The following is a 17,901-nucleotide window of genomic DNA, read 5'->3' as shown; positions in this document are numbered from 1 at the left end:
CTGAAGTAAATTTAGTCATAAAAAAACTACACCTCCAATTGTTAGACTGTGTCTAACAATTGGGGTGCAGTTCAATAAAAGCGACCTGTCTTTTTAATTCATCGATTACTTCCTGTGGTTTCCCAAGGTATTGATACTGATCAATGGCAATGTCAATCAAAGGGCGTGCAGGTGGTGCGAGTAAGATACTTCCTCGGACAAGTGAGGAAGGCGCTTTGCTCAGTATACGTGGCATTGTACCGGCTCCTAGACTATGTCCAAGAATGAAAATATTACTTGGATCAATGCCTTCCTGCTGCGCTGCTGACTTTGCTGCATATATGGCATCATCTGTAGTATCACGGTCTAATGTAACAGGTTCTGCACTCATCTTTAATGCATGTTCTAAGGTACGTTTTTCATAGCGCAACACTGCAATTCCGTTGGATGAAAGGCCCACCGCAAGGTCTCGTAAGATTTTTGTTCCCAAATAGGTAGCATCGCGATCATGGATGCCAGCACCATGCACAAGAACAACGACGGGTACCTTTTCACCACGCTGATGCTTCGGAACTGTTAATGTCGCTGGTAACGGATAGGTAGAATTTCCAATGACGATTTCACGTTCTTGATAGGAGTCAGGTTGATTATAGATAGGGTGTGGGATGGTATAAGATTCTTCGGGTGGCCTTTCTCCAATTTCATCTACTTTCCCGCCAGGTGTGAATTTAAGGAGTAGCGGTATGATAGTTCCTTCGGTAGCTGCTGGAATTTCTACCGTCTGATGGACCAAGTTTCGTTCTTTTATCACGGGGGTTCCCATGCTTTTTATCCCGCTCCAGCCACTTTGTGTCCACCAGTTTTGTAATGTGGTTGCTGTAAACTTGGATTGAAAAGCAGTAGACGTCAACTGTAGTGCCTCTGCATACTTACCTTGCTGGAGATATTCAAAAAATAATGATGTACGCTCCGTTAAAGAGACTAGTTTCTTTTCAGCAGATTGTTCTTCGCGTGTATCTGCGTGAATAGTTGTTGTAAGCGGGAAAGATGAAACGCCTAAAGAAAAGAGTAGGGGAAAGGTAAGTACTGATCTTTGTATTTTCTTTTTTTTATTCATGTTTTAACCTCCAATACGTGATGGTACAAAACAGGTATGGTAATTAGAATTCTGGTGCGAAAACTTCAAAATATTTGCAAGCAATCTCCAAAACTTGGACATACTCATATTATTATTCTAAAAAAACGTAGCTTTCTTCTCTTGTCACATGCATATTAATCCCAGAAATAATCTTTCTTCCTTCACTTTATATTTTGATTATACGAAACAAAGCTCTCGTTTTTCTTACTTGATACTTACAAATTCCTTAAGTAAAGGATATTTTAAAATCTTAGCTTGATGAATATGTAGCGGTACTCCTATGTTAAGAGATAGCTTAAGGACCGAGGATTATATTGTTTTTATAAAGGGTTGATGTTATGTTTGTTTTGTAACATATGGTGTTTTATGCATGTAGGAGGATTTATTGAAGAAATTATTAATATTGTTTTTATTAGCTACATTTTGTCTACAGATTACAGGATGTTCTAATAATATGGGTACACTAAGGGAGAAGTCTAAAACTTCAACAACTGTGAAGTCTAAACGCATCAATAAAGGGTGGTACAAACATATGTAATAGTTTGTATCACCCTTTGTTGATGTTAGAAGTCATAAGGAAAAGATTGATAGTTAGATATTTTTCATAAAGAAAAGACACCTATATAAGAGTGTCCTTTCTAATAGTTTTTTAGCCGAAGCAACTGCATCCGATAATGATTAATAGTATAAAGAGTACAATGAGTAAAGCAAATCTGCCAGCAAAACCACGGCCTTCTCCGCAACTACCACCATAGCCCATAATAGTTCCGCCTTTAGATAAGAGGATAAAACTAAGGTTCATTCATGTATTTTAACGGGTTCACTTTACCTGATGTTTTTAAGAATGAATGGAGCAGGTTCTTTTTTATTTTATCGAAAGTAAACTTTTAGCCAGTAGTTTATTTTCATACTATTAATTTTTATGCGTATTTGTTGAAAAATCAAGGAGCTGCAAAAAAATACTATACCGAAATTTAGTTCGGTAATAGTAACGTGCATATAAAAGTTCCCACTTTGCTATATTTTAAAAAGAGTCATAAAAATCTATGTTTTTTTAATTCAGTTACAAACTACAAAACTCCTTTTTAAAGAAATGTATGTACACACAAATTATATTTTATTCCATAACTCTCTAACTTTTGTTCACGATAGTCTGATATTGAAAAAAATATAATATTTGGTACGACATCACTTTGTTTTTTTATAAAGTTTTGTAATTAAACTATAATATTGTATTTTTGTTTGTATTATTGAAATTAGTAATAATAAAATGTATTATTGAAAAGCACAATTTATAATTCAAGTAATCAGGACTATGTGCCCATTATAATTTGAACATTCAGAAATTATAATATTGTCTAAAAATGAGGTGGGATTCATAGAAACAGTACATATTAAATGGTATGGAATGTATAGTATAAATGATTTTTATAATAGGGAAGAAGCTTCTAAGAAGGGGATATTTGCAATTTCTAGAGTATGTGCTAAGAATGTAACATTGCTCTATATAGGACAAACCAAAAGAAGCTTTATACAAAAGATAAGGGAACTTAATAAGGAGTGGCCTTTCGATGAGAGCGAATTAAAGATTACATTAGGAATAATAGAATTTCCTAGTGGTGAAATTTACTCTGAAAAGAAGGTAAAAGAGATAAAATCTCTTTTGATTTTACGACATACCCCATTAGAAAACGAAACATCTTTATTATACTATAGAGGGAAATTTAATTTGAAAATTATAAATAAGGGAAGAAGAGGTTTAATTGTTAAAAAGCTTTCTACAGGAGATCTAATATGGACATAATTGGAATCACCTTTGAATAAAATTGAAGGTTTCTTAAGTGCAGAAGCTTATCAATTTTTAATGTATTAAACTATTTTGAATGACATATGTCAGATACTTGAAAAAATACAAATTTTATTATGATATGAAATCCTGTATGGAAAGTGTAGTTTATTTCTATTGTTTAATAAAAATATTAAGAATTTTAGGGATAATACATAAAGAGTAGAGGAGAAAGTAAACACGGAGGTTTGAAGAATGGGACAAGTAAGCAGATTTCAAGAAAAACAACAGAATCGTCGTCAAAAGGCAATTTTTAATATTGCATTTACTTTGGTATTAGTGACAGTTGGTATAGTGACATACCAATTGTTTACCCCTTCTAATACATCAACGAAAGCAATTGCTCAAGAAAAGAAAGTAACAAAGATAGAAGAGAAGAAAACTGAAGAAAAAGAAACAGCAAAGATAGAAGAAAAGAAAACTGAAGAAAAAGAAACAGCAAAGATAGAAGAGAAGAAAACTGAAGAAAAAGAAGCAACAAAGATAGAAGAGAAGAAAACTGAAGAAAAAGAAACAGCACAGCTAGAAGAGAAACCAAAAGTAGAAAAATCGGTAAAAACAAACGGAAATGAAAATAATGAGGAAGAAAAAACGGCATCTCAAGAAAAGGGTTCTCAAACTAATCCTTCTTGGAAGCCAATTGGTACCGAGCAAGGAGCAAAACCTGAAATGAAATTTAAAGAAGGAACAGTAGATTGGAGTGAGATGAAAAAAGCAATTTCTTATGCTGTTGATGTTCCAGAGAGCCAATTGATTTTCGATTTTATTGGGAATAATGGTAATAATAAAGCCTACGGTAATGTACGCGATAAGCAAAATAATAAAAAATATAAGGTTAATATTGATTGGGTAGAAAATCAGGGGTGGAAACCAGCATCTGTTCAGGTGGTAAAATAAATAATAGAAATGTAATTGTGCGTTTAAAAGTTTACTATTGTAAAAACTCAAAAAAGAGACCGTATCAATTAGGACTCTTTTTGAGTTGACTATCAATGAAAAATTTAAAGTGACTTTCAATAACGGTAATTATGTAAATAAGCTGTCCATATGGGCAGCTTATTATTTTTTTGTTTAGCGTATTTTAAAAAATGCTGATGGTACCTCCTTGAGAAATATGAATCAAATCTATATTTTGTTTTATTTACCTCACTACTTTATCCATAACTTCTTTATATTTATGATAGTAATTAGTTTCAAATAAATATGGGGGCAGTTGGACTGAAGAAAATGTTCCTTGTAAGTAGTAAGTATCTTTTGCGATTTTAATTTATAATTGTTTATAAAAAAGAAAAGACACCCTAAGGTGCCTTCCTTCGACTTGAACCATCTTAATTTTAATAATATATTGGACTCCCATCCAACTATTATTTTACCATGTTAAGTTGTTTTATTCATTGAGAAATATAGTGTTAACCTATATTTAAAAGAATTATATCGATTTGAACCAACTATTAATTAGGGGGAAGCTGACATGCTCAGCCAATATTATACTATCCCCAGAACGGAAATTATGAGCAATATGTATATGAGTCACATATCAAAAAAAAGACACTCTCAAGAGTGCCTCTCCTTAGCAGCCGAATCCGCCGCCCCAACAGCTAGCGCCAACGATGATTAATAAGATGAAGAGCACAACAAGTAAGGCAAATCCGCCGCCGAAACCACAGCCTCCACCACAACTACCTCCATAGCCCATATTAACTCCTCCTTCCATAAAGGCCATTTATTAATGGATTTAATTTAATTTATGTTTTTAAGGGTGAATGGAGCAGGTCCTTAAAAAAATAAAAGGATTTTGGAAGTTAAAAAGAGTTGACGATCTTATTTTTGTCACCGGAATTTTGTCTTCTACATATTGTATTTTATTCTGTGTATTGGGGGAAGGAGGATCTTATGGCTAATTCTGAGATGATTTTACGTTTACTTACGGATTTAAAGATTGAACAACAATTGTTGAAAGAACAGTTAGAGAAAATGCAAACAACTGTGACTATTCTTGAAGAAAAATCAGTGACGCTTAAAGAAAAAACAGCGACTCTTAAAGAAAAAACAATGACTCCTGAAGAAAAACCATCTGTTACAAAGCAAAGAGCTTTTTCTGGACGCCCAACATCTTTTCGTGATTGGAGAGCAGCTGCTCAAAAAAATTCATAAAACTATAAAAAAAAGAAGACATCAATTAAGATGTCTTCTTTTGCTTGTACAATCTAAATGAAGTTAAGAAGATATATCCATATTGCTTTAGAAATAAGAAGAAAATAACGATTGTCGACTCCTATTTTAGTTATCTATTATTTGTTTTAATTCATTTATTCGTATTATTTTTTGAGAGCCCTAGTAATGAGGCCTTTTTTATAATTGTGTTAAAGTAGAAACCCCTCAAGCGTAGTGAGGGGTTACATGACTAGGGAAATGAATGATTATTAGTGTTTCATGAACTGAAGTTCAGGATATTGCTTCTGAATTTCTTCTAAATGATTTTCGTTTATCCCTTTTAAATTTTGATCAAAGAAGCTAGTTACTAGTTTATTAATGAGTGTATAATTTGCGGCTACATCTTCGTCTGGTTCATTAATAATAGGTGAAAATGCTGCTAAATCTGTAAAACTGGTATGGTTTGTTTTTGGAATTACCACTGTGTACACGCCCGGTTTTTCAATCGTTTTATTTCTTAAATAGGATATTTCCAATAATTCATTTTGGATTCCGGTTGTCTTTTGATTCTCCGCTTCTTTCATATAATGAATCGTCGCCTCAGCATTCATCAACATGAATGGTTTCTGAGGACCGTCTTTAGGCATTGGGTCGCCAAACAATCCGCCATCCATATCAATTGCAGCTTTAATACGCGTATCCTTTACTAGCATCTGTGCGGCAGTTGCTCCGCCAAAAGAGTGACCGAACATTCCAATTTTGTCATAGTTAATTAAGTCTGCAATCGTTTTAAAACTTTTATCGAAATTACCTTTTATTACTTCGTTTAAAACAAAAGTAGTATCCTGTTCCCATTTTTGAACTATGGTATTTAAGGCCGTAGGTGTATTTTCAATTGGTATAGAGTCTACACGGTTTCCGTTAGGGAAAATCGTTGTTGCTGCATATCCCGTGAAATTAAGAGCGATTACTACATAGCCTTGACTAGCTAATTCCTCTAACTGGAATGTATTTTGTTGACCATATAATCCCATCCCATGGCCGAATAAAAGGAGGGGGAATTTTTCTTTAGCTTGAAGTGGCTTAGCATTTTGATAAGAATGTGTTTTTGTCAGCCCTAAATGTGTCGTTACGATATACGGAGCACCGTTTGTTACTGCCAATTGTTCAGCCAGCTCGTTTATGTTCTCAAAATAGGCAGAAGGATTCCCTGATCCCTTTTCGGCAGGATAGTATACTTGTATCATTAACTCACGATTTCCATGATTATTTGGTACAGTGGTTTCTTTGCGATTTGTATCAATTAAATGAAAAGCTTTCGTGCCTACTGTATATTTTCCAGTAGGCTCTGGGAGTGTTATGATCGGAAAAAGTAAAGGTAATGTAAACATTACGATAGCAGTTACGATAATTCCTAAACCTTTTAAAACTTTCATCACTAACTTTTTAGAAACGGCTGTAGTTTTTGGTTTCAAAAAAACTTGTAATGTTAAAACGAACAATAAGAAATAGGCGGGAATCATGCGCCAGTTTGCACCAATTACAATGATGGTGGCAAGTAATAATGTATAATTTATTAGTAAAATGACTCCATTTTTTTTCGTCAAACCCCGTTTGATAAAGATGGGAATGATACTAGATAAAAGTAATGCAGCAACAAAAATGATTTCTAACATTTTTAGCTCCTTTTCTAATCAATATAGCTATAGATTGATAATTTACAACCTTCTCAATTATATAACTATAATTGATGATTGTATGCATGTAAGTAAGTTTAGAATGTTTTTATATGACATTTAAAAAAGTACTCATACGAGTACTTTTTCTTAAATGAATTATTATTTATTTTTAAACCGTTCCCCATAAATGATAAACCATACCGATAACAAAAAATGCTAGTCCTACAAATAAAACAATTAAAGCAAGCACTCCATTTTTATTATGTTCCATAAAATTAGCTCCTTTTTCATTTACTTACATACAAAAAGCCTTTAGTCGTAATTATGGCTAAAGGCTTTGATCTTCATACTTTGTAGTTTATAAAAAAGTTGCACTGCTGTATTAATTTGGAATATGATTATTTAAAGAGAAGGTGATGAGTACATGCAGGACAAAAAACAATTCCCGCTTATATCTGGAAATCTCTCATTAGATTTAGTAAATACAGAGCTAGTTAGGCGTGGACAACGTTATGATTTATTAATAACAGATGAAGATGTATTAGAATGGTTACATGTAATAAAGGTTAATCTTCCTTTTTGGAATGAAAAAACACTTATAGGAATTCAGAAGCGAATGGATCAAGTTACATCTAGTATATTAGAAATAAGAGAAGTACTGAGAAAACAGTTTGAGGCAATTGCTGATCAGCAAAAAATTTCTAATGATTTTATTACGTATTTAGAAAAACAAATTGAGAAGGCACCATTTACATATAAAATCATTGAACAACAGCTAGTATCTATCCCGGTTGGAGAAATCGAGGATGTACTCGCATCGTTAATTGCATTTGATGCTTTAACCTTAATAGCAGAAAATAAGCTGATTTCCCTTAAAAGGTGTTCAAATCCTGAATGTGTTTTATTATTTATAGATAAGAGTGGGAAACGAAAATGGTGTTCTATGAAAATATGTGGGAACCGGAAAAAGGTAGCAAAATTTCAGGATCGAAAATTTGAGGAAGTTTAGAGAATCAACTTATAATAGTTGATTCTTTTTTTGTATTCTCTAACTAACCTCTAAAATTAATATTTACAGGTTAGTTATTGCCGAGTTATAATGGTTGGTAAATAAAGGAGGAGAACGATGAATAATATAACAGCAACTAAGCAGGAAGATCCTCAACCAATAAGTGTACGATATTTTACAAAAATGAAAGGGAAAGGAAGAAGTCCATTACAAGTAAATATAAAGGACTCTTTAACGGGACTATTAGGGGGATTTTTAACAATTCTCACCTTAACATATTTAACGAGTATAACTTCTACAGAATTGTTAATGGCTCCATTTGGGGCGAGTTGTGTATTAGCGTTTGGAGTTTGGAATGCGCCATTATCTCAGCCGCGTAATATTATTGGAGGACATTTGATTTCAACTTTCATCGGTCTATCAATATATCATTTGTTTGGGAATGAATATTGGACGATAGCTTTAGCAGTGGGGATGGCAATAGCCGTTATGATGTTAACGAGAACGACGCACCCTCCGGCAGGGGCCGATCCGATTATCGTTATTTTAGGAGCAAATAGTTGGAGTTATTTAGTAACACCAGTTTTAATTGGCTCCGTTGTTATTGTAGTTATTGCTTTATTCATTAATAATATGAGTAGTAAAAGAAGTTATCCAACTTTTTGGATGTAGTTTGTGAAGTGAAAAATAATTTAAGTGAGTATTCTATTCTTACTATGTTTTATTTTTTATATAGTAAAAGCCTTAGTCGTAATGGCTTGGGTCCTCATACTTTGTAGTTCATAAAGAAAAGACACTTTAAAGTGTCTTCTACAGATTTGAATTATTTAATTCATGTAATTAATATTCGTTAGCATAAAACTCTTTTATTAATTTTATTTCATTTGTATCTGGATTAAACTTAAATATTTTAATTTGATTCGATTCATCTTTGTATGCAAATGTATTCTCACCAACTTGGGTCATATTGCTGGTGTTTAAGATAGGATCGCTACCGTGATCAGTAATTTCCACAGTTTTCTCACGATCCCAGAATGCAATGACAATAATCAAAATGATAAGACATACCCGTATAAAACGTAATTCTCTTGCAACAGGATGTTCCATCTGTTTGTCTCCTTTACTGTTTGATAGAGTCTGTTTATAAAAGAGATAATTCCTAGGGATATAAATAAAAAAGACACCGTAAAGTGTCTTTTTTATTTTAGTTATGCGCATTACTTAATAAGACGCTAGTTCCTCAGTCTGGCTATGAGTAACTATGTAGGGTAATTCCATTATAACATTTTAACCAGTAATGGGTCTATATGGAATTTAATTGATTTTCTTTTTGATTATTCAGAATGACATACCGAGTATTTGGATGAGGAAAGCAGTGAGACAGAAGCGACTAAACTTGTTTTAGAAGAGTGTCTTCTTTTTTGTATCATTGTGAGTAAAGTGTAGAGTTATATTTCCCTTTACACGAACATAACGATATAATATAGTTAAGTTAAGTAAACTTAACTATTGAACGAAACGAAATAAAAGCATGGAGGAATAACGCTATGACTAGAACGTATAAAGAAGTAATTAATGAAATGAACCGAGCTTATAATGAATTCTACATTTTACTATTCCAGGAGTTAAAAGATGAGTTCGGTCTTACAGGACAGCAAGAGAGCATGCTATTTCATATTAATTTAAATGAAAACACGACAGCAAATCACATTGCGACTACTTTTAATATATCAAAAAGTGCCGTTAGCCAAGTTTTATCTAAATTGGAGAAACAGAAGATGATTTCAAAACAAGTAAACCCTAATAATAAACGGGAGTATTTTCTTACACTTGGTCCAAACGGTAGTAAGTATATAGAGCGGTTGTCGGAGTTAGATGATGTATTAATTGAGAAATATTTTTCTAAAATCGATATAAACGCCCTAGAGCAAATGACAGATACGTTAACGAAAATAAATAGAGTGATATTGGAAGAAAAACAGAAAGATCTTGATTGTAATGAGTAAGAACGTAGATGAAGCAATTAGTAGAAAGGAGGAGAAGTGTATTATGAGTTTCATACCAAATATGATTACGATAGCAAATTTTGTATGTGGGCTTTTAGCTATTTACGCTGTTTTCGTTCACGATATTTATTTGGGAGCAGTTTTTATTATTACAGGTATGTTGTTTGACTTTTTAGATGGTATGGTCGCTCGGAAACTTGATTCTGTTTCGGAAATTGGTGGAGAGTTAGACTCATTTGCGGATTTAGTTACTTTTGGTGTGGCACCGTCTATTCTTGCATATAGTGCCTCGTTAAAAGATTTGCAGTCTATCGGGATGATATGCGCGCTTGCTTACAGTATTTGCGGCATGCTTCGGCTTGCAAGTTTTAACACACAGCAAAGCAAACTCCCAACCTTTATCGGCATGCCGATTCCATTTGCGGCAATGTGTCTCCTCATTTTATGTTTTTTAAAGAATCCAGTTTCCGTGGCGTTTGGTACATGCGTACTCGCTTATTTAATGGTGAGCAAAATCAAATTCCCTCATTTTAAAAAAGATATAGCTGAAAGCTTGAAGTCCGAAAGATGGAATTAAAGAGAAAGGTAAGGAGCAGAATATGATTCGTATGGCATTAAGATCATTCAACATACAAATGTATTGTTTGCTAGGCGTAATGTTATTGGGATGGCTCGTGACACCTTTTTCAGCCCAGTTTGTCGGGATAAGCATTGGCCTTTTGGTGAGTATGTACTGCGCCTGGATTTTAGGAAGACGTATTGAAAAGTTCGGGGATAGCATTGTAAAAAAAGAAAAAGCACCGATGCTTGGAATGATTAACCGGTTCGCAGCCGCAATTCTCGGCGCAATTATTATGTATGAAATTGAACACCATGAATTCATGTGGACATTTGCTGCTGGAATTATGGGTGGGTATTTCTTGGTTATTATTAATTTGGGGTATTACAGTATGAGGGATGAGAAGGGATAAAGTGAAACCTAAGTTTAAGCATACTGTTGCCTAACAACGAATAACGGATTAGTAATTAGAGTAATAATAAAAACTAACATAAAATTTAAGAAAAATTTTATATTTACCCCACTTTTTATTTTAAAAGTTTTTCCTATCCTATAAACAAGTTACATCAAGGAGGAGACTGAAAATGAAGAAGTGGGGATTTTATATTTTTAATATATTCCCTATATTCGAAGACAAAGTAGAAGATTAAATATATGAACAAAATACTGGTTCTTAAACTATATTCTAAAATAATAGATGAAAATGTAAAGTTAGGGGATTCCACATGCATACAGAAGTTTTAATGAGTTATTTGTATACTTATTTTTTTACAATTATGTTTTGTATTTTATTTCAAATTGGATTTTATTTTAAAGCGAAAAGAAACATATCTATTCGGCATTTTCTATGGGTATATGTTTTTCTGTTCTACCTTTCGTTAGTGTATAAGGTGACGCAGATCGCGACTGTATGGGATATAAGTAGATATGAAACGTGGATTCGTGTAAATCAAATCAACTTGACTCTATTTGATACGGCAGGTAGTACTACGTATATTTTGAACATTGTATTGTTTATGCCGTTAGGTTTTTTATTGCCGATGATTTGGCCTCAGTTTAGAAAAATGAAAAACACCGTATGCGCGGGATTCTTTTTTTCATTGGCTATTGAGTTAAATCAATTACTAAATAATAGAATTACAGATATTGATGATTTATTTACGAACACCCTCGGGGCGATTATTGGGTATTTATTATATAAAGCATTATTTAAAATAATACATAAAAGAGAGGAAAAAAAGCTGGATACAAACTCTTCTCTAGTTATAAAATATGAGGCTATTTTTTGTTTAGTGTGTTCATTTGTAGGAGCGATGCTAATTTATCATCCAGCTTTATTCGGAAGACCTGTCATCATTCAGTGAGATGATTACGAATTTCTTTAGAACGCTCAAGCGATATTTCAATTTGCAAAAAGCCTTTAACTTGTTATAGTTAAAGGCTTTTATCATCATAATTTTTACTTACCAATTACCCACTCTAACATCCGCCTTCAACCAATTCACCCAATCCAAATCCTCTACTTTAAGCAAACTAAGCGAAACACCCTTCATATCTAAAGAAGTTAACAGCGTACCAATCTTTACGAATGCCACTTGCAATCCTTCAAGTTCACACAAACGGCGAATGTCGTTTGCGAAAATGTATTGTTCCATTAATGGAGTTGCGCCGAGTCCATTAATGAGGATAGCGAAGTTGTCTCCTTTTCTCCAGCGATAAATGCTTTTTAGTTTGTTCATTAGTTCGATTGCTAATATTTCAGAAGAGGATAGTGCTTCTTTACGGTAACCTTTTTCTCCGTGAATGCCGACGCCGTAAAAGACTTCATCTTCGTTTAATGTGAATGAAGCTTTTCCTTTCACTGGATCGTTTGCAGGTGAAAGAGCAACTCCTAATGTGTGTAAGTTTTTAGTGATAGAGCGGCCAAGTGTTGTTAGTCCTTCTAGAGAATGGCCTTCAAGAGCGGCCGCACCTATTAATTTTTGAACGAAAACAGTGCCAGCTACGCCGCGTCTTCTTTTATTAAAAGAAACATCATCTTCAATTGAAACGTCGTCATTTACGATGATGTGGTCAATTTTTCTTCCTTCTTCTTTAGCAATTTGCTTTGCCGCTAGAAAGTTTTCAACGTCATCTTTAAAGTTTTTGATGATGAATAGTATACTTTTATCTTTAGGTATGAGGCGAGTTGCCGCCACAATTTGTTCCACTGTAGGCGGAGTGAAAATATTGCCGCTTACTGCCGCTGTAAGCATACCTTTTCCTACATAACCAATATCAGCAGGTTCATGTCCGCTACCACCGCCGCTTATAATCGCGACGTTTTGCTTTAGTTTTTCGATATCTTTTACATAAATGATCTTATTTGTTTCGTCATAATTTATTTTGTCGTTATGTTCAAAATAAAAGCCATGCATCATATCTTGAACGATATTTTGTACATCATTCATAATCTTTTTCATTGCTTTTGCCACCCTTTAATTACTTTGCTGATTGCTCCAGTAATAGTAGTAATTGATTGTTTATCATATTTTTCATGAGAGAAGACATAATGGAAGGATCTACTTCGCATTTGCTTTCAATCCAATCTTTTATCGTTCCAACGAAGCCGTGACTATAAAAGGAGGCAATCGTATTTTTTGTCTCATCAGAAAGGCTGAATCCACAGCTCACAGATAATTCATCAATAATTTTCATATATAAGTTTTTCGTATGCTCAAATAAATAGTGATTAAACGAGTTTTGTTCAATGACTTTAAAAGCGTTTCGGTAAAATTTTTGATTTTCATAAAAGTAATCAAATAATAAATCAAAAATGTTTTCCCACGTTTCATAGTCGAGAAAGTCGATAATATTCTCTTTCGTTTCTTCTCTATAAATCCAGCTTAATAGTTCAAATTTATCTTTAAAATGATAATAAAAAGTTTGCCTACGCATTTGACAGTGTAACATAATATCGCTCACTGATATTTTATGAAACGACTCTGTTTCCATTAAATATTTCAATGAGTTCGCGATTATCTTTTTAGAAATTATAGAAGAGGTCATCTCAATCATCCCTAGAATGTTAGTAATATGAAAATCCTACCTATAAATGAGAGCGGTGTCTTTAGACAGATTGTCCATTTTGTCCGTTTACTATAAAACGCTTTCATTTTAACATGGTTAGTAAGAAGAAGATTTCAAATATATCACAATATATTAAAGGAATTGAGGGAGAACTACAATGAAAAAGATTATAAACAAACCAGAAACATTAGTAATGGAAATGTGTAACGGAATGGTTATGGCTCATCCAGAGCTTGAGCTTTTGAAAAAATATAAAGTGATTAAGAAGAAAGAAATGAACGAAAACAAAGTAACGTTAATTAGTGGAGGCGGTAGTGGTCACGAGCCGGCACATGCAGGATTAGTCGGAAAAGGAATGTTAGATGCGGCAGTGTGCGGAGATGTGTTTGCGTCACCTTCACAAATTCAGGTATATCAAGCGATTAAAGAGACAGCTAGTAAAAAAGGTACGTTATTAATTATTAAAAATTATAGCGGCGATATTATGAATTTCAAAAATGGTGCGCATTTAGCGACGGAAGATGGAATTGAAGTCGACTACGTAAAAGTGGACGATGATATTGCGGTAGAAGATAGTCTGTACACAGTAGGACGCCGCGGCGTTGCGGGCGTTATTTTAGTTCATAAAATTGCCGGTGCAGCAGCGGAAGCAGGTATGGATTTAGGAGCGGTGAAAGCTGTCGCAGAAAAAGCAGCGGCTAACGTGCGCACAATCGGTTTAGCGTTAACGTCTTGTACAGTTCCAGCGAGCGGATCACCTACTTTCACACTTGCGGAAGATGAAATGGAATACGGCGTAGGTATTCACGGCGAACCAGGAATTAAGCGTGAAAAAATGCTGTCAGCGGATGAACTAGCGAACCGTATGACAAATGATCTTGTAAAAGATTTAGGGGTAAAAGATGGCGAGGAAATCGCAATTCTAGTTAACGGTTTTGGCGGAACACCACTGCAAGAACTTTACTTATTTAACAACGCAGTTACGAGAGAACTAGCTGGAAGAAACATTAAAATTAATAGAGTATTCGTCGGTAACTATATGACAAGTATTGATATGGCTGGTATGTCTTTAACGGTAATGAAGTTAGATGATGAGCTAAAAACATTACTATCTAAAGAATGTAATACACCAGCGTTTAAAGTAGATGGACCAGTTGAGAGTGTAGAGTACGTGGATGTGCTTGAAGAGACAGAAGAGAAGGAAGTTTCTTTTGAACTAGAAACTGCGGAAGAGCACGCTTTGATTAAAGATAATGTTATTACATTAAACAACATGATTTATCTCGTTGATAAAATGAGCGACATTATTATTAAAAACGAAGTACCGTTCTGTGAGTTAGACACGCATGCAGGTGACGGCGACTTTGGAATGAGTGTGGCAAAAGGATTTAAGCAGTTAAAACGTGAGTGGCATTCTATTGTAGAACAAGAAAATGTAGCGATCGGATCATTCCTTGACGGTTGTTCCATGATTATTATGGAACATTGCGGCGGAGCTTCAGGTCCAATTTGGGGCGGTGCATTCCGCGCAGCTAGTAAAGCAGCAGGCGAGAAGCGTGAGTTAACAGTGAAAGAATTCGCTGAAATGCTGCAAGCAGCACTGCAAGGCATCCAATCTATCGGTGAAAGATCATTCGGTAGAGGAGCGGTAGTTGGTGACAAAACACTTGTTGACGCACTTGCTCCATGTGTAGATTCTTGGTTAGATAGCGCCTCAAACGAAGTAGACGTAAAAACTGCCTTTGAAAAAGGTGCAGAAGCAGCGGTCAAAGGAGCAGAGTACACGAAAGAAATCGTAGCTCGCATGGGCCGCGCTGGTACAGTTGGTGAAAGAAGTTTAGGATACCCTGATGCAGGTGCGCATGCGCTTGGAGTTATCTTTACGGAGATTGTGGGTAGTTTGAAATAGTAATTGGAAAGTCCCTCTGCCTTAAGGTGGAGGGGTTTTTCTGTAGTTTTCGAGAATAATAGTATGTGTCTTTTTGTATTACCAAAAACGACCGATTTTGGTGATACAGAAGGACATAAATCTCGTTTTTTGTTATGTCTTCATTTACAACGGTTTTCAAAGGAGATATTCTTAGTAAGAAATTATATTGAAAAGAGGTTTTGATTGTATATGATGAAGCTTATTAATCGCTAATTAAAATTCAAACGAATTTTATACTGTAAAAGGTCAAATTAAGGATAATTCCTTGATTTTATTTGTTATACCCTTTTACTAGTAGCGGTTAGAAGACATTATATCTTATCAAAAAAATTCATGTTATTTCACGATATCTATTCTTTCGGGACAGGTGTATTTATAATAGACAGAAATTTGACCATGAGAAGATGTTTCTTCTTGTGGTCTTTTTTTGTCGTTTTTTGATTCCGGAAGCATGTTTCTATGCCGTTACACCTATTATAAGGCGGTGATTAACGAAAACTTAGTAGTAGATTGTTGTAAGAAATATACACTCTTTTTAGGGGAATATAATAAAAAATGGAGGATTTATCATGAATGAATATTAATTAATTAGTGACTACAAGCAAAATGAAAAATATAAGGAAAGCTTTAATGACCTTGCAAAACATGTATTTGAATTGGATTTTAAAGGGTGGTATGACAGGGCTGTTGGAATGATAACTATATTTGCTATTCTTATGTGGATGGAGATAAAGTCATCGCAAATACATCTATTAATAAAATGAATGTAATCTCTAACGGTAAGGAATATAAAGCAATTCAATTGGGTACAGTGATGACACATCCGGATTATAGACATCAAGGTTTAGCGACTAAATTAATGAATCATATCATTAAAAAATACGAGAAGGATTATGATTTTATGTACTTATTCGCGAATGATACGGTGTTAGAATTTTATCCTAAATTTGGTTTTGAAAAGGTGCAAGAAAGTAGCTTCAGCTTGAAGGTTTCAAATATGATACGTCAAATAGACAAAAAGTACGATTTACGAAAGTTAGATGTTAATAATCAGGCTGATTTTGAGCTGATGAAGGAATATGAAGCCGAAAGAATTCCGGTGTCTTCTAGATTAGGTTTGAAAAATAGTAACATGATTCACTTTAATATGTTAATTATTTTTTGTTTTCTTGTTAGTTAAAGGGGTACTTAGTACAAAAAATAACCGTAGATAGTAGCACGAACACTGTTCTTGTTATAATTAATTTTTTCAGAACGTCTATAATCCTCTTTAAAAAAATATATGTAAATATAATAAAAAACGAATGATTAATAGAAATATTCTACGCCACTCGTTTTTTATCGGACTTCTTTTTACTGTACTTTTATTTTCTTTATGAGTTATTAGAAAAGTAATTGTCTATATAAGTCTTTATTTTTTCAAAATCCTTTTCCATAAATAAAATTGCTGGTACTTCAATTATTGGAAGATTATTTTCATTATCAAAAGGTGGACACGGTTTGGGAACTACCAAATAGTCAACTGAGCTTTTATCCCTAATATAATTGATTGAAACATCATAATACTTGGAAAAATATTCCTTCAAATCATCCTGATTCCTTAAAAATGGTAGAGAAAATATTGAACCATAATTTATACCAGCGTCGACAATTAATACAAAGCATATTTTTTTCATGATACACCCTCCTCGTATAATAAGTTTTAAGTTAATAATTGTTCCTTGAAAATTAAATAGTTTTTATATTCAAGAGCTACATCAAAAAAATGATGTATGGGTAAAATTTAGTCTTGGATACTGGGGGGGGTTCCTAGATAATGGAAGTATAGAAGTAAAAAGATATGGTTATAATTTAAGTCTTCGACACGATATAACATATCCCCTGTAAAAATTTTGTAAAATAGCCTGTGAAAAACTGGATTTTCACTTGTAAATAACAGAAATAGGAGATGGAGAGAATGTTATTTACTTTGGATGAAATTATGACGCCGAGGGAAGCATGTGATCGTTGGGAGATTACGCTGGATAATCTAAACATGAAATTAAATAGATTAAAAAATAGTGATGTGTTGAATGGATTAATTAAAGAAGGAAAAGCAAAATATTATAAGCCAGAAGGAAAAAAAGAGGGGAATGGATATTTACAATAGAAGAGATTAATAAGGTGCAGCAAGTAAAATTATTAGAAATGGAACAAAGATTAGGTGATCGCATTGATCAAAGAAATAAATTAATTGAAAATGATATAAAAGATCGTAAGGAACGTGAAGAAAGAATAGAAAAAAGGCTAGAATTAAGAGATGATAACCTTATGGAAATGGTAAGAGAAATCCAAGATGCAAAACGTACTATCGTATTGGCTCAACAAGAAATAGCGGCAGCTAAAAAGAAGTCCTGGTAGAAGTTTTGGAAATGAGTATCATTTTTAAATTAATACAAGTAAAAGAGACCTTATATGGTCATCTCCCTGTCAAGTAGACAGTAATAAAAAGAGTATTATGCCACGGCCTTTTCCCGATATTCTATCGGGGAA

Annotated in this window: 18 protein-coding genes and 3 pseudogenes; 13 read left to right on the top strand and 8 right to left on the bottom strand. The window is 33.7% G+C overall.

The window, feature by feature from the left end:
- Positions 1-70: 70 nt before the first annotated feature.
- Positions 71-1,096 (bottom strand): annotated as a pseudogene (locus tag ACS2QP_RS26835) (alpha/beta fold hydrolase); the annotation flags it as partial.
- 670 nt (positions 1,097-1,766) lie between these two features.
- Positions 1,767-1,877 (bottom strand): YjcZ family sporulation protein, encoded by a 111-nt coding sequence (locus ACS2QP_RS26830; RefSeq protein WP_438883003.1) that lies wholly within the window; start codon positions 1,875-1,877, stop codon positions 1,767-1,769.
- A gap of 648 nt (positions 1,878-2,525) precedes the next feature.
- On the opposite strand from ACS2QP_RS26830, the gene ACS2QP_RS26825 reads away from it, so the two are divergent.
- On the top strand, positions 2,526-2,921 hold the full coding sequence (locus ACS2QP_RS26825) for a sodium:proton symporter (protein WP_153581936.1): 396 nt from the start codon (positions 2,526-2,528) through the stop codon (positions 2,919-2,921).
- A gap of 237 nt (positions 2,922-3,158) precedes the next feature.
- Positions 3,159-3,860 (top strand): YrrS family protein, encoded by a 702-nt coding sequence (locus ACS2QP_RS26820; protein ID WP_438883002.1) that lies wholly within the window; start codon positions 3,159-3,161, stop codon positions 3,858-3,860.
- A gap of 673 nt (positions 3,861-4,533) precedes the next feature.
- Here the strand turns inward: ACS2QP_RS26820 and ACS2QP_RS26815 are convergent.
- Positions 4,534-4,659, bottom strand: coding sequence for a YjcZ family sporulation protein (locus ACS2QP_RS26815; RefSeq protein WP_000540377.1), 126 nt, complete (start codon positions 4,657-4,659; stop codon positions 4,534-4,536).
- Positions 4,660-4,856: 197 nt separating this feature from the next.
- Between ACS2QP_RS26815 and ACS2QP_RS26810 the strand changes: the two genes are divergently transcribed.
- Positions 4,857-5,117, top strand: a complete 261-nt coding sequence (locus ACS2QP_RS26810; protein ID WP_438883001.1) for a hypothetical protein — start codon at positions 4,857-4,859, stop codon at positions 5,115-5,117.
- 269 nt (positions 5,118-5,386) lie between these two features.
- Here the strand turns inward: ACS2QP_RS26810 and ACS2QP_RS26805 are convergent, their stop codons facing one another.
- Positions 5,387-6,793 (bottom strand): alpha/beta hydrolase family protein, encoded by a 1,407-nt coding sequence (locus tag ACS2QP_RS26805; RefSeq protein ID WP_438883000.1) that lies wholly within the window; start codon positions 6,791-6,793, stop codon positions 5,387-5,389.
- A 427-nt stretch (positions 6,794-7,220) separates the two neighbouring features.
- Here ACS2QP_RS26805 and ACS2QP_RS26800 point away from each other — a divergent pair, with 427 nt between their 5' ends.
- Entirely contained in the window at positions 7,221-7,805 is a 585-nt protein-coding gene (locus tag ACS2QP_RS26800; RefSeq protein ID WP_153581892.1) for a CGNR zinc finger domain-containing protein, read from the top strand.
- A gap of 117 nt (positions 7,806-7,922) precedes the next feature.
- Complete coding sequence (locus ACS2QP_RS26795; protein WP_153581891.1) at positions 7,923-8,477, top strand: HPP family protein; 555 nt, start codon at positions 7,923-7,925, stop codon at positions 8,475-8,477.
- A gap of 168 nt (positions 8,478-8,645) precedes the next feature.
- Here the strand turns inward: ACS2QP_RS26795 and ACS2QP_RS26790 are convergent, their stop codons facing one another.
- Positions 8,646-8,912, bottom strand: coding sequence for a YmzC family protein (locus ACS2QP_RS26790; RefSeq protein ID WP_000400965.1), 267 nt, complete (start codon positions 8,910-8,912; stop codon positions 8,646-8,648).
- A gap of 440 nt (positions 8,913-9,352) precedes the next feature.
- On the opposite strand from ACS2QP_RS26790, the gene ACS2QP_RS26785 reads away from it, so the two are divergent.
- The 4 genes from ACS2QP_RS26785 to ACS2QP_RS26770 all read left to right on the top strand — a co-directional run bounded on the left by ACS2QP_RS26785 (position 9,353) and on the right by ACS2QP_RS26770 (position 11,734).
- Positions 9,353-9,811, top strand: coding sequence for a MarR family winged helix-turn-helix transcriptional regulator (locus tag ACS2QP_RS26785; protein WP_153581889.1), 459 nt, complete (start codon positions 9,353-9,355; stop codon positions 9,809-9,811).
- A complete protein-coding gene (pssA, locus tag ACS2QP_RS26780) occupies positions 9,804-10,388 on the top strand; it encodes a CDP-diacylglycerol--serine O-phosphatidyltransferase (RefSeq protein ID WP_153581888.1) in 585 nt (194 codons plus the stop codon). The genes ACS2QP_RS26785 and pssA overlap by 8 nt, the downstream gene beginning before the upstream one ends.
- A gap of 22 nt (positions 10,389-10,410) precedes the next feature.
- The gene (locus ACS2QP_RS26775; RefSeq protein ID WP_000620607.1) at positions 10,411-10,782 is read left to right on the top strand and encodes an ATP synthase subunit I; all 372 of its coding nucleotides are present in this window, start codon (positions 10,411-10,413) and stop codon (positions 10,780-10,782) included.
- Between the two features lie 313 nt (positions 10,783-11,095).
- On the top strand, positions 11,096-11,734 hold the full coding sequence (locus tag ACS2QP_RS26770; protein ID WP_332284578.1) for a VanZ family protein: 639 nt from the start codon (positions 11,096-11,098) through the stop codon (positions 11,732-11,734).
- A 99-nt stretch (positions 11,735-11,833) separates the two neighbouring features.
- On the opposite strand, the gene dhaQ is transcribed toward ACS2QP_RS26770, so the two are convergent.
- Together dhaQ and dhaS are read right to left on the bottom strand one after the other, a co-directional pair.
- Positions 11,834-12,832: a DhaKLM operon coactivator DhaQ gene (dhaQ, locus tag ACS2QP_RS26765; protein ID WP_332284577.1), complete on the bottom strand. Its 999-nt coding sequence runs from the start codon at positions 12,830-12,832 to the stop codon at positions 11,834-11,836.
- 19 nt (positions 12,833-12,851) lie between these two features.
- The gene (dhaS, locus tag ACS2QP_RS26760) at positions 12,852-13,418 is read right to left on the bottom strand and encodes a dihydroxyacetone kinase transcriptional activator DhaS (protein WP_000204220.1); all 567 of its coding nucleotides are present in this window, start codon (positions 13,416-13,418) and stop codon (positions 12,852-12,854) included.
- Positions 13,419-13,596: 178 nt separating this feature from the next.
- Between dhaS and dhaK the strand changes: the two genes are divergently transcribed.
- The gene (gene dhaK / locus ACS2QP_RS26755) at positions 13,597-15,348 is read left to right on the top strand and encodes a dihydroxyacetone kinase subunit DhaK (RefSeq protein ID WP_438882999.1); all 1,752 of its coding nucleotides are present in this window, start codon (positions 13,597-13,599) and stop codon (positions 15,346-15,348) included.
- Positions 15,349-16,087: 739 nt separating this feature from the next.
- Positions 16,088-16,549 carry a GNAT family N-acetyltransferase gene (locus ACS2QP_RS26750; RefSeq protein WP_438882998.1) on the top strand — a complete coding sequence of 154 codons (462 nt, stop codon included), beginning with the start codon at positions 16,088-16,090 and terminating at the stop codon, positions 16,547-16,549.
- A 193-nt stretch (positions 16,550-16,742) separates the two neighbouring features.
- Here ACS2QP_RS26750 and ACS2QP_RS26745 read toward each other — a convergent pair whose 3' ends face one another.
- Positions 16,743-17,045, bottom strand: a complete 303-nt coding sequence (locus ACS2QP_RS26745) for a hypothetical protein (RefSeq protein ID WP_416809794.1) — start codon at positions 17,043-17,045, stop codon at positions 16,743-16,745.
- 281 nt (positions 17,046-17,326) lie between these two features.
- Here ACS2QP_RS26745 and ACS2QP_RS26740 point away from each other — a divergent pair.
- Both ACS2QP_RS26740 and ACS2QP_RS26735 read left to right on the top strand, forming a co-directional pair.
- Positions 17,327-17,529 (top strand): annotated as a pseudogene (locus ACS2QP_RS26740) (hypothetical protein); the annotation flags it as partial.
- Positions 17,515-17,769, top strand: a pseudogene (locus ACS2QP_RS26735) (DUF3967 domain-containing protein); the annotation flags it as partial. The pseudogenes ACS2QP_RS26740 and ACS2QP_RS26735, both read left to right, overlap by 15 nt.
- Between the last annotated feature and the right edge of the window lie 132 nt (positions 17,770-17,901).

The sequence above is a fragment of the Bacillus cereus group sp. Bce019 genome (assembly GCF_051781745.1).
Lineage (GTDB): Bacteria > Bacillota > Bacilli > Bacillales > Bacillaceae_G > Bacillus_A > Bacillus_A cereus.
This window is presented reverse-complemented; position numbering and strand designations above follow the sequence as displayed.

Coding starts and splice junctions, on each gene's coding strand:
- ACS2QP_RS26790 (WP_000400965.1), bottom strand. CDS start 8,912: ATGGAACATCCTGTTGCAAGAGAATTACGTTTTATACGGGTATGTCTT.
- pssA (WP_153581888.1), top strand. CDS start 9,804: ATGAGTAAGAACGTAGATGAAGCAATTAGTAGAAAGGAGGAGAAGTGT.
- ACS2QP_RS26800 (WP_153581892.1), top strand. CDS start 7,221: ATGCAGGACAAAAAACAATTCCCGCTTATATCTGGAAATCTCTCATTA.
- dhaQ (WP_332284577.1), bottom strand. CDS start 12,832: ATGAAAAAGATTATGAATGATGTACAAAATATCGTTCAAGATATGATG.
- ACS2QP_RS26745 (WP_416809794.1), bottom strand. CDS start 17,045: ATGAAAAAAATATGCTTTGTATTAATTGTCGACGCTGGTATAAATTAT.
- ACS2QP_RS26775 (WP_000620607.1), top strand. CDS start 10,411: ATGATTCGTATGGCATTAAGATCATTCAACATACAAATGTATTGTTTG.
- ACS2QP_RS26805 (WP_438883000.1), bottom strand. CDS start 6,793: ATGTTAGAAATCATTTTTGTTGCTGCATTACTTTTATCTAGTATCATT.
- ACS2QP_RS26825 (WP_153581936.1), top strand. CDS start 2,526: ATGTATAGTATAAATGATTTTTATAATAGGGAAGAAGCTTCTAAGAAG.
- ACS2QP_RS26820 (WP_438883002.1), top strand. CDS start 3,159: ATGGGACAAGTAAGCAGATTTCAAGAAAAACAACAGAATCGTCGTCAA.
- ACS2QP_RS26785 (WP_153581889.1), top strand. CDS start 9,353: ATGACTAGAACGTATAAAGAAGTAATTAATGAAATGAACCGAGCTTAT.
- ACS2QP_RS26810 (WP_438883001.1), top strand. CDS start 4,857: ATGGCTAATTCTGAGATGATTTTACGTTTACTTACGGATTTAAAGATT.
- ACS2QP_RS26830 (WP_438883003.1), bottom strand. CDS start 1,877: ATGGGCTATGGTGGTAGTTGCGGAGAAGGCCGTGGTTTTGCTGGCAGA.
- ACS2QP_RS26770 (WP_332284578.1), top strand. CDS start 11,096: ATGCATACAGAAGTTTTAATGAGTTATTTGTATACTTATTTTTTTACA.
- dhaK (WP_438882999.1), top strand. CDS start 13,597: ATGAAAAAGATTATAAACAAACCAGAAACATTAGTAATGGAAATGTGT.
- ACS2QP_RS26815 (WP_000540377.1), bottom strand. CDS start 4,659: ATGGGCTATGGAGGTAGTTGTGGTGGAGGCTGTGGTTTCGGCGGCGGA.
- dhaS (WP_000204220.1), bottom strand. CDS start 13,418: ATGACCTCTTCTATAATTTCTAAAAAGATAATCGCGAACTCATTGAAA.
- ACS2QP_RS26795 (WP_153581891.1), top strand. CDS start 7,923: ATGAATAATATAACAGCAACTAAGCAGGAAGATCCTCAACCAATAAGT.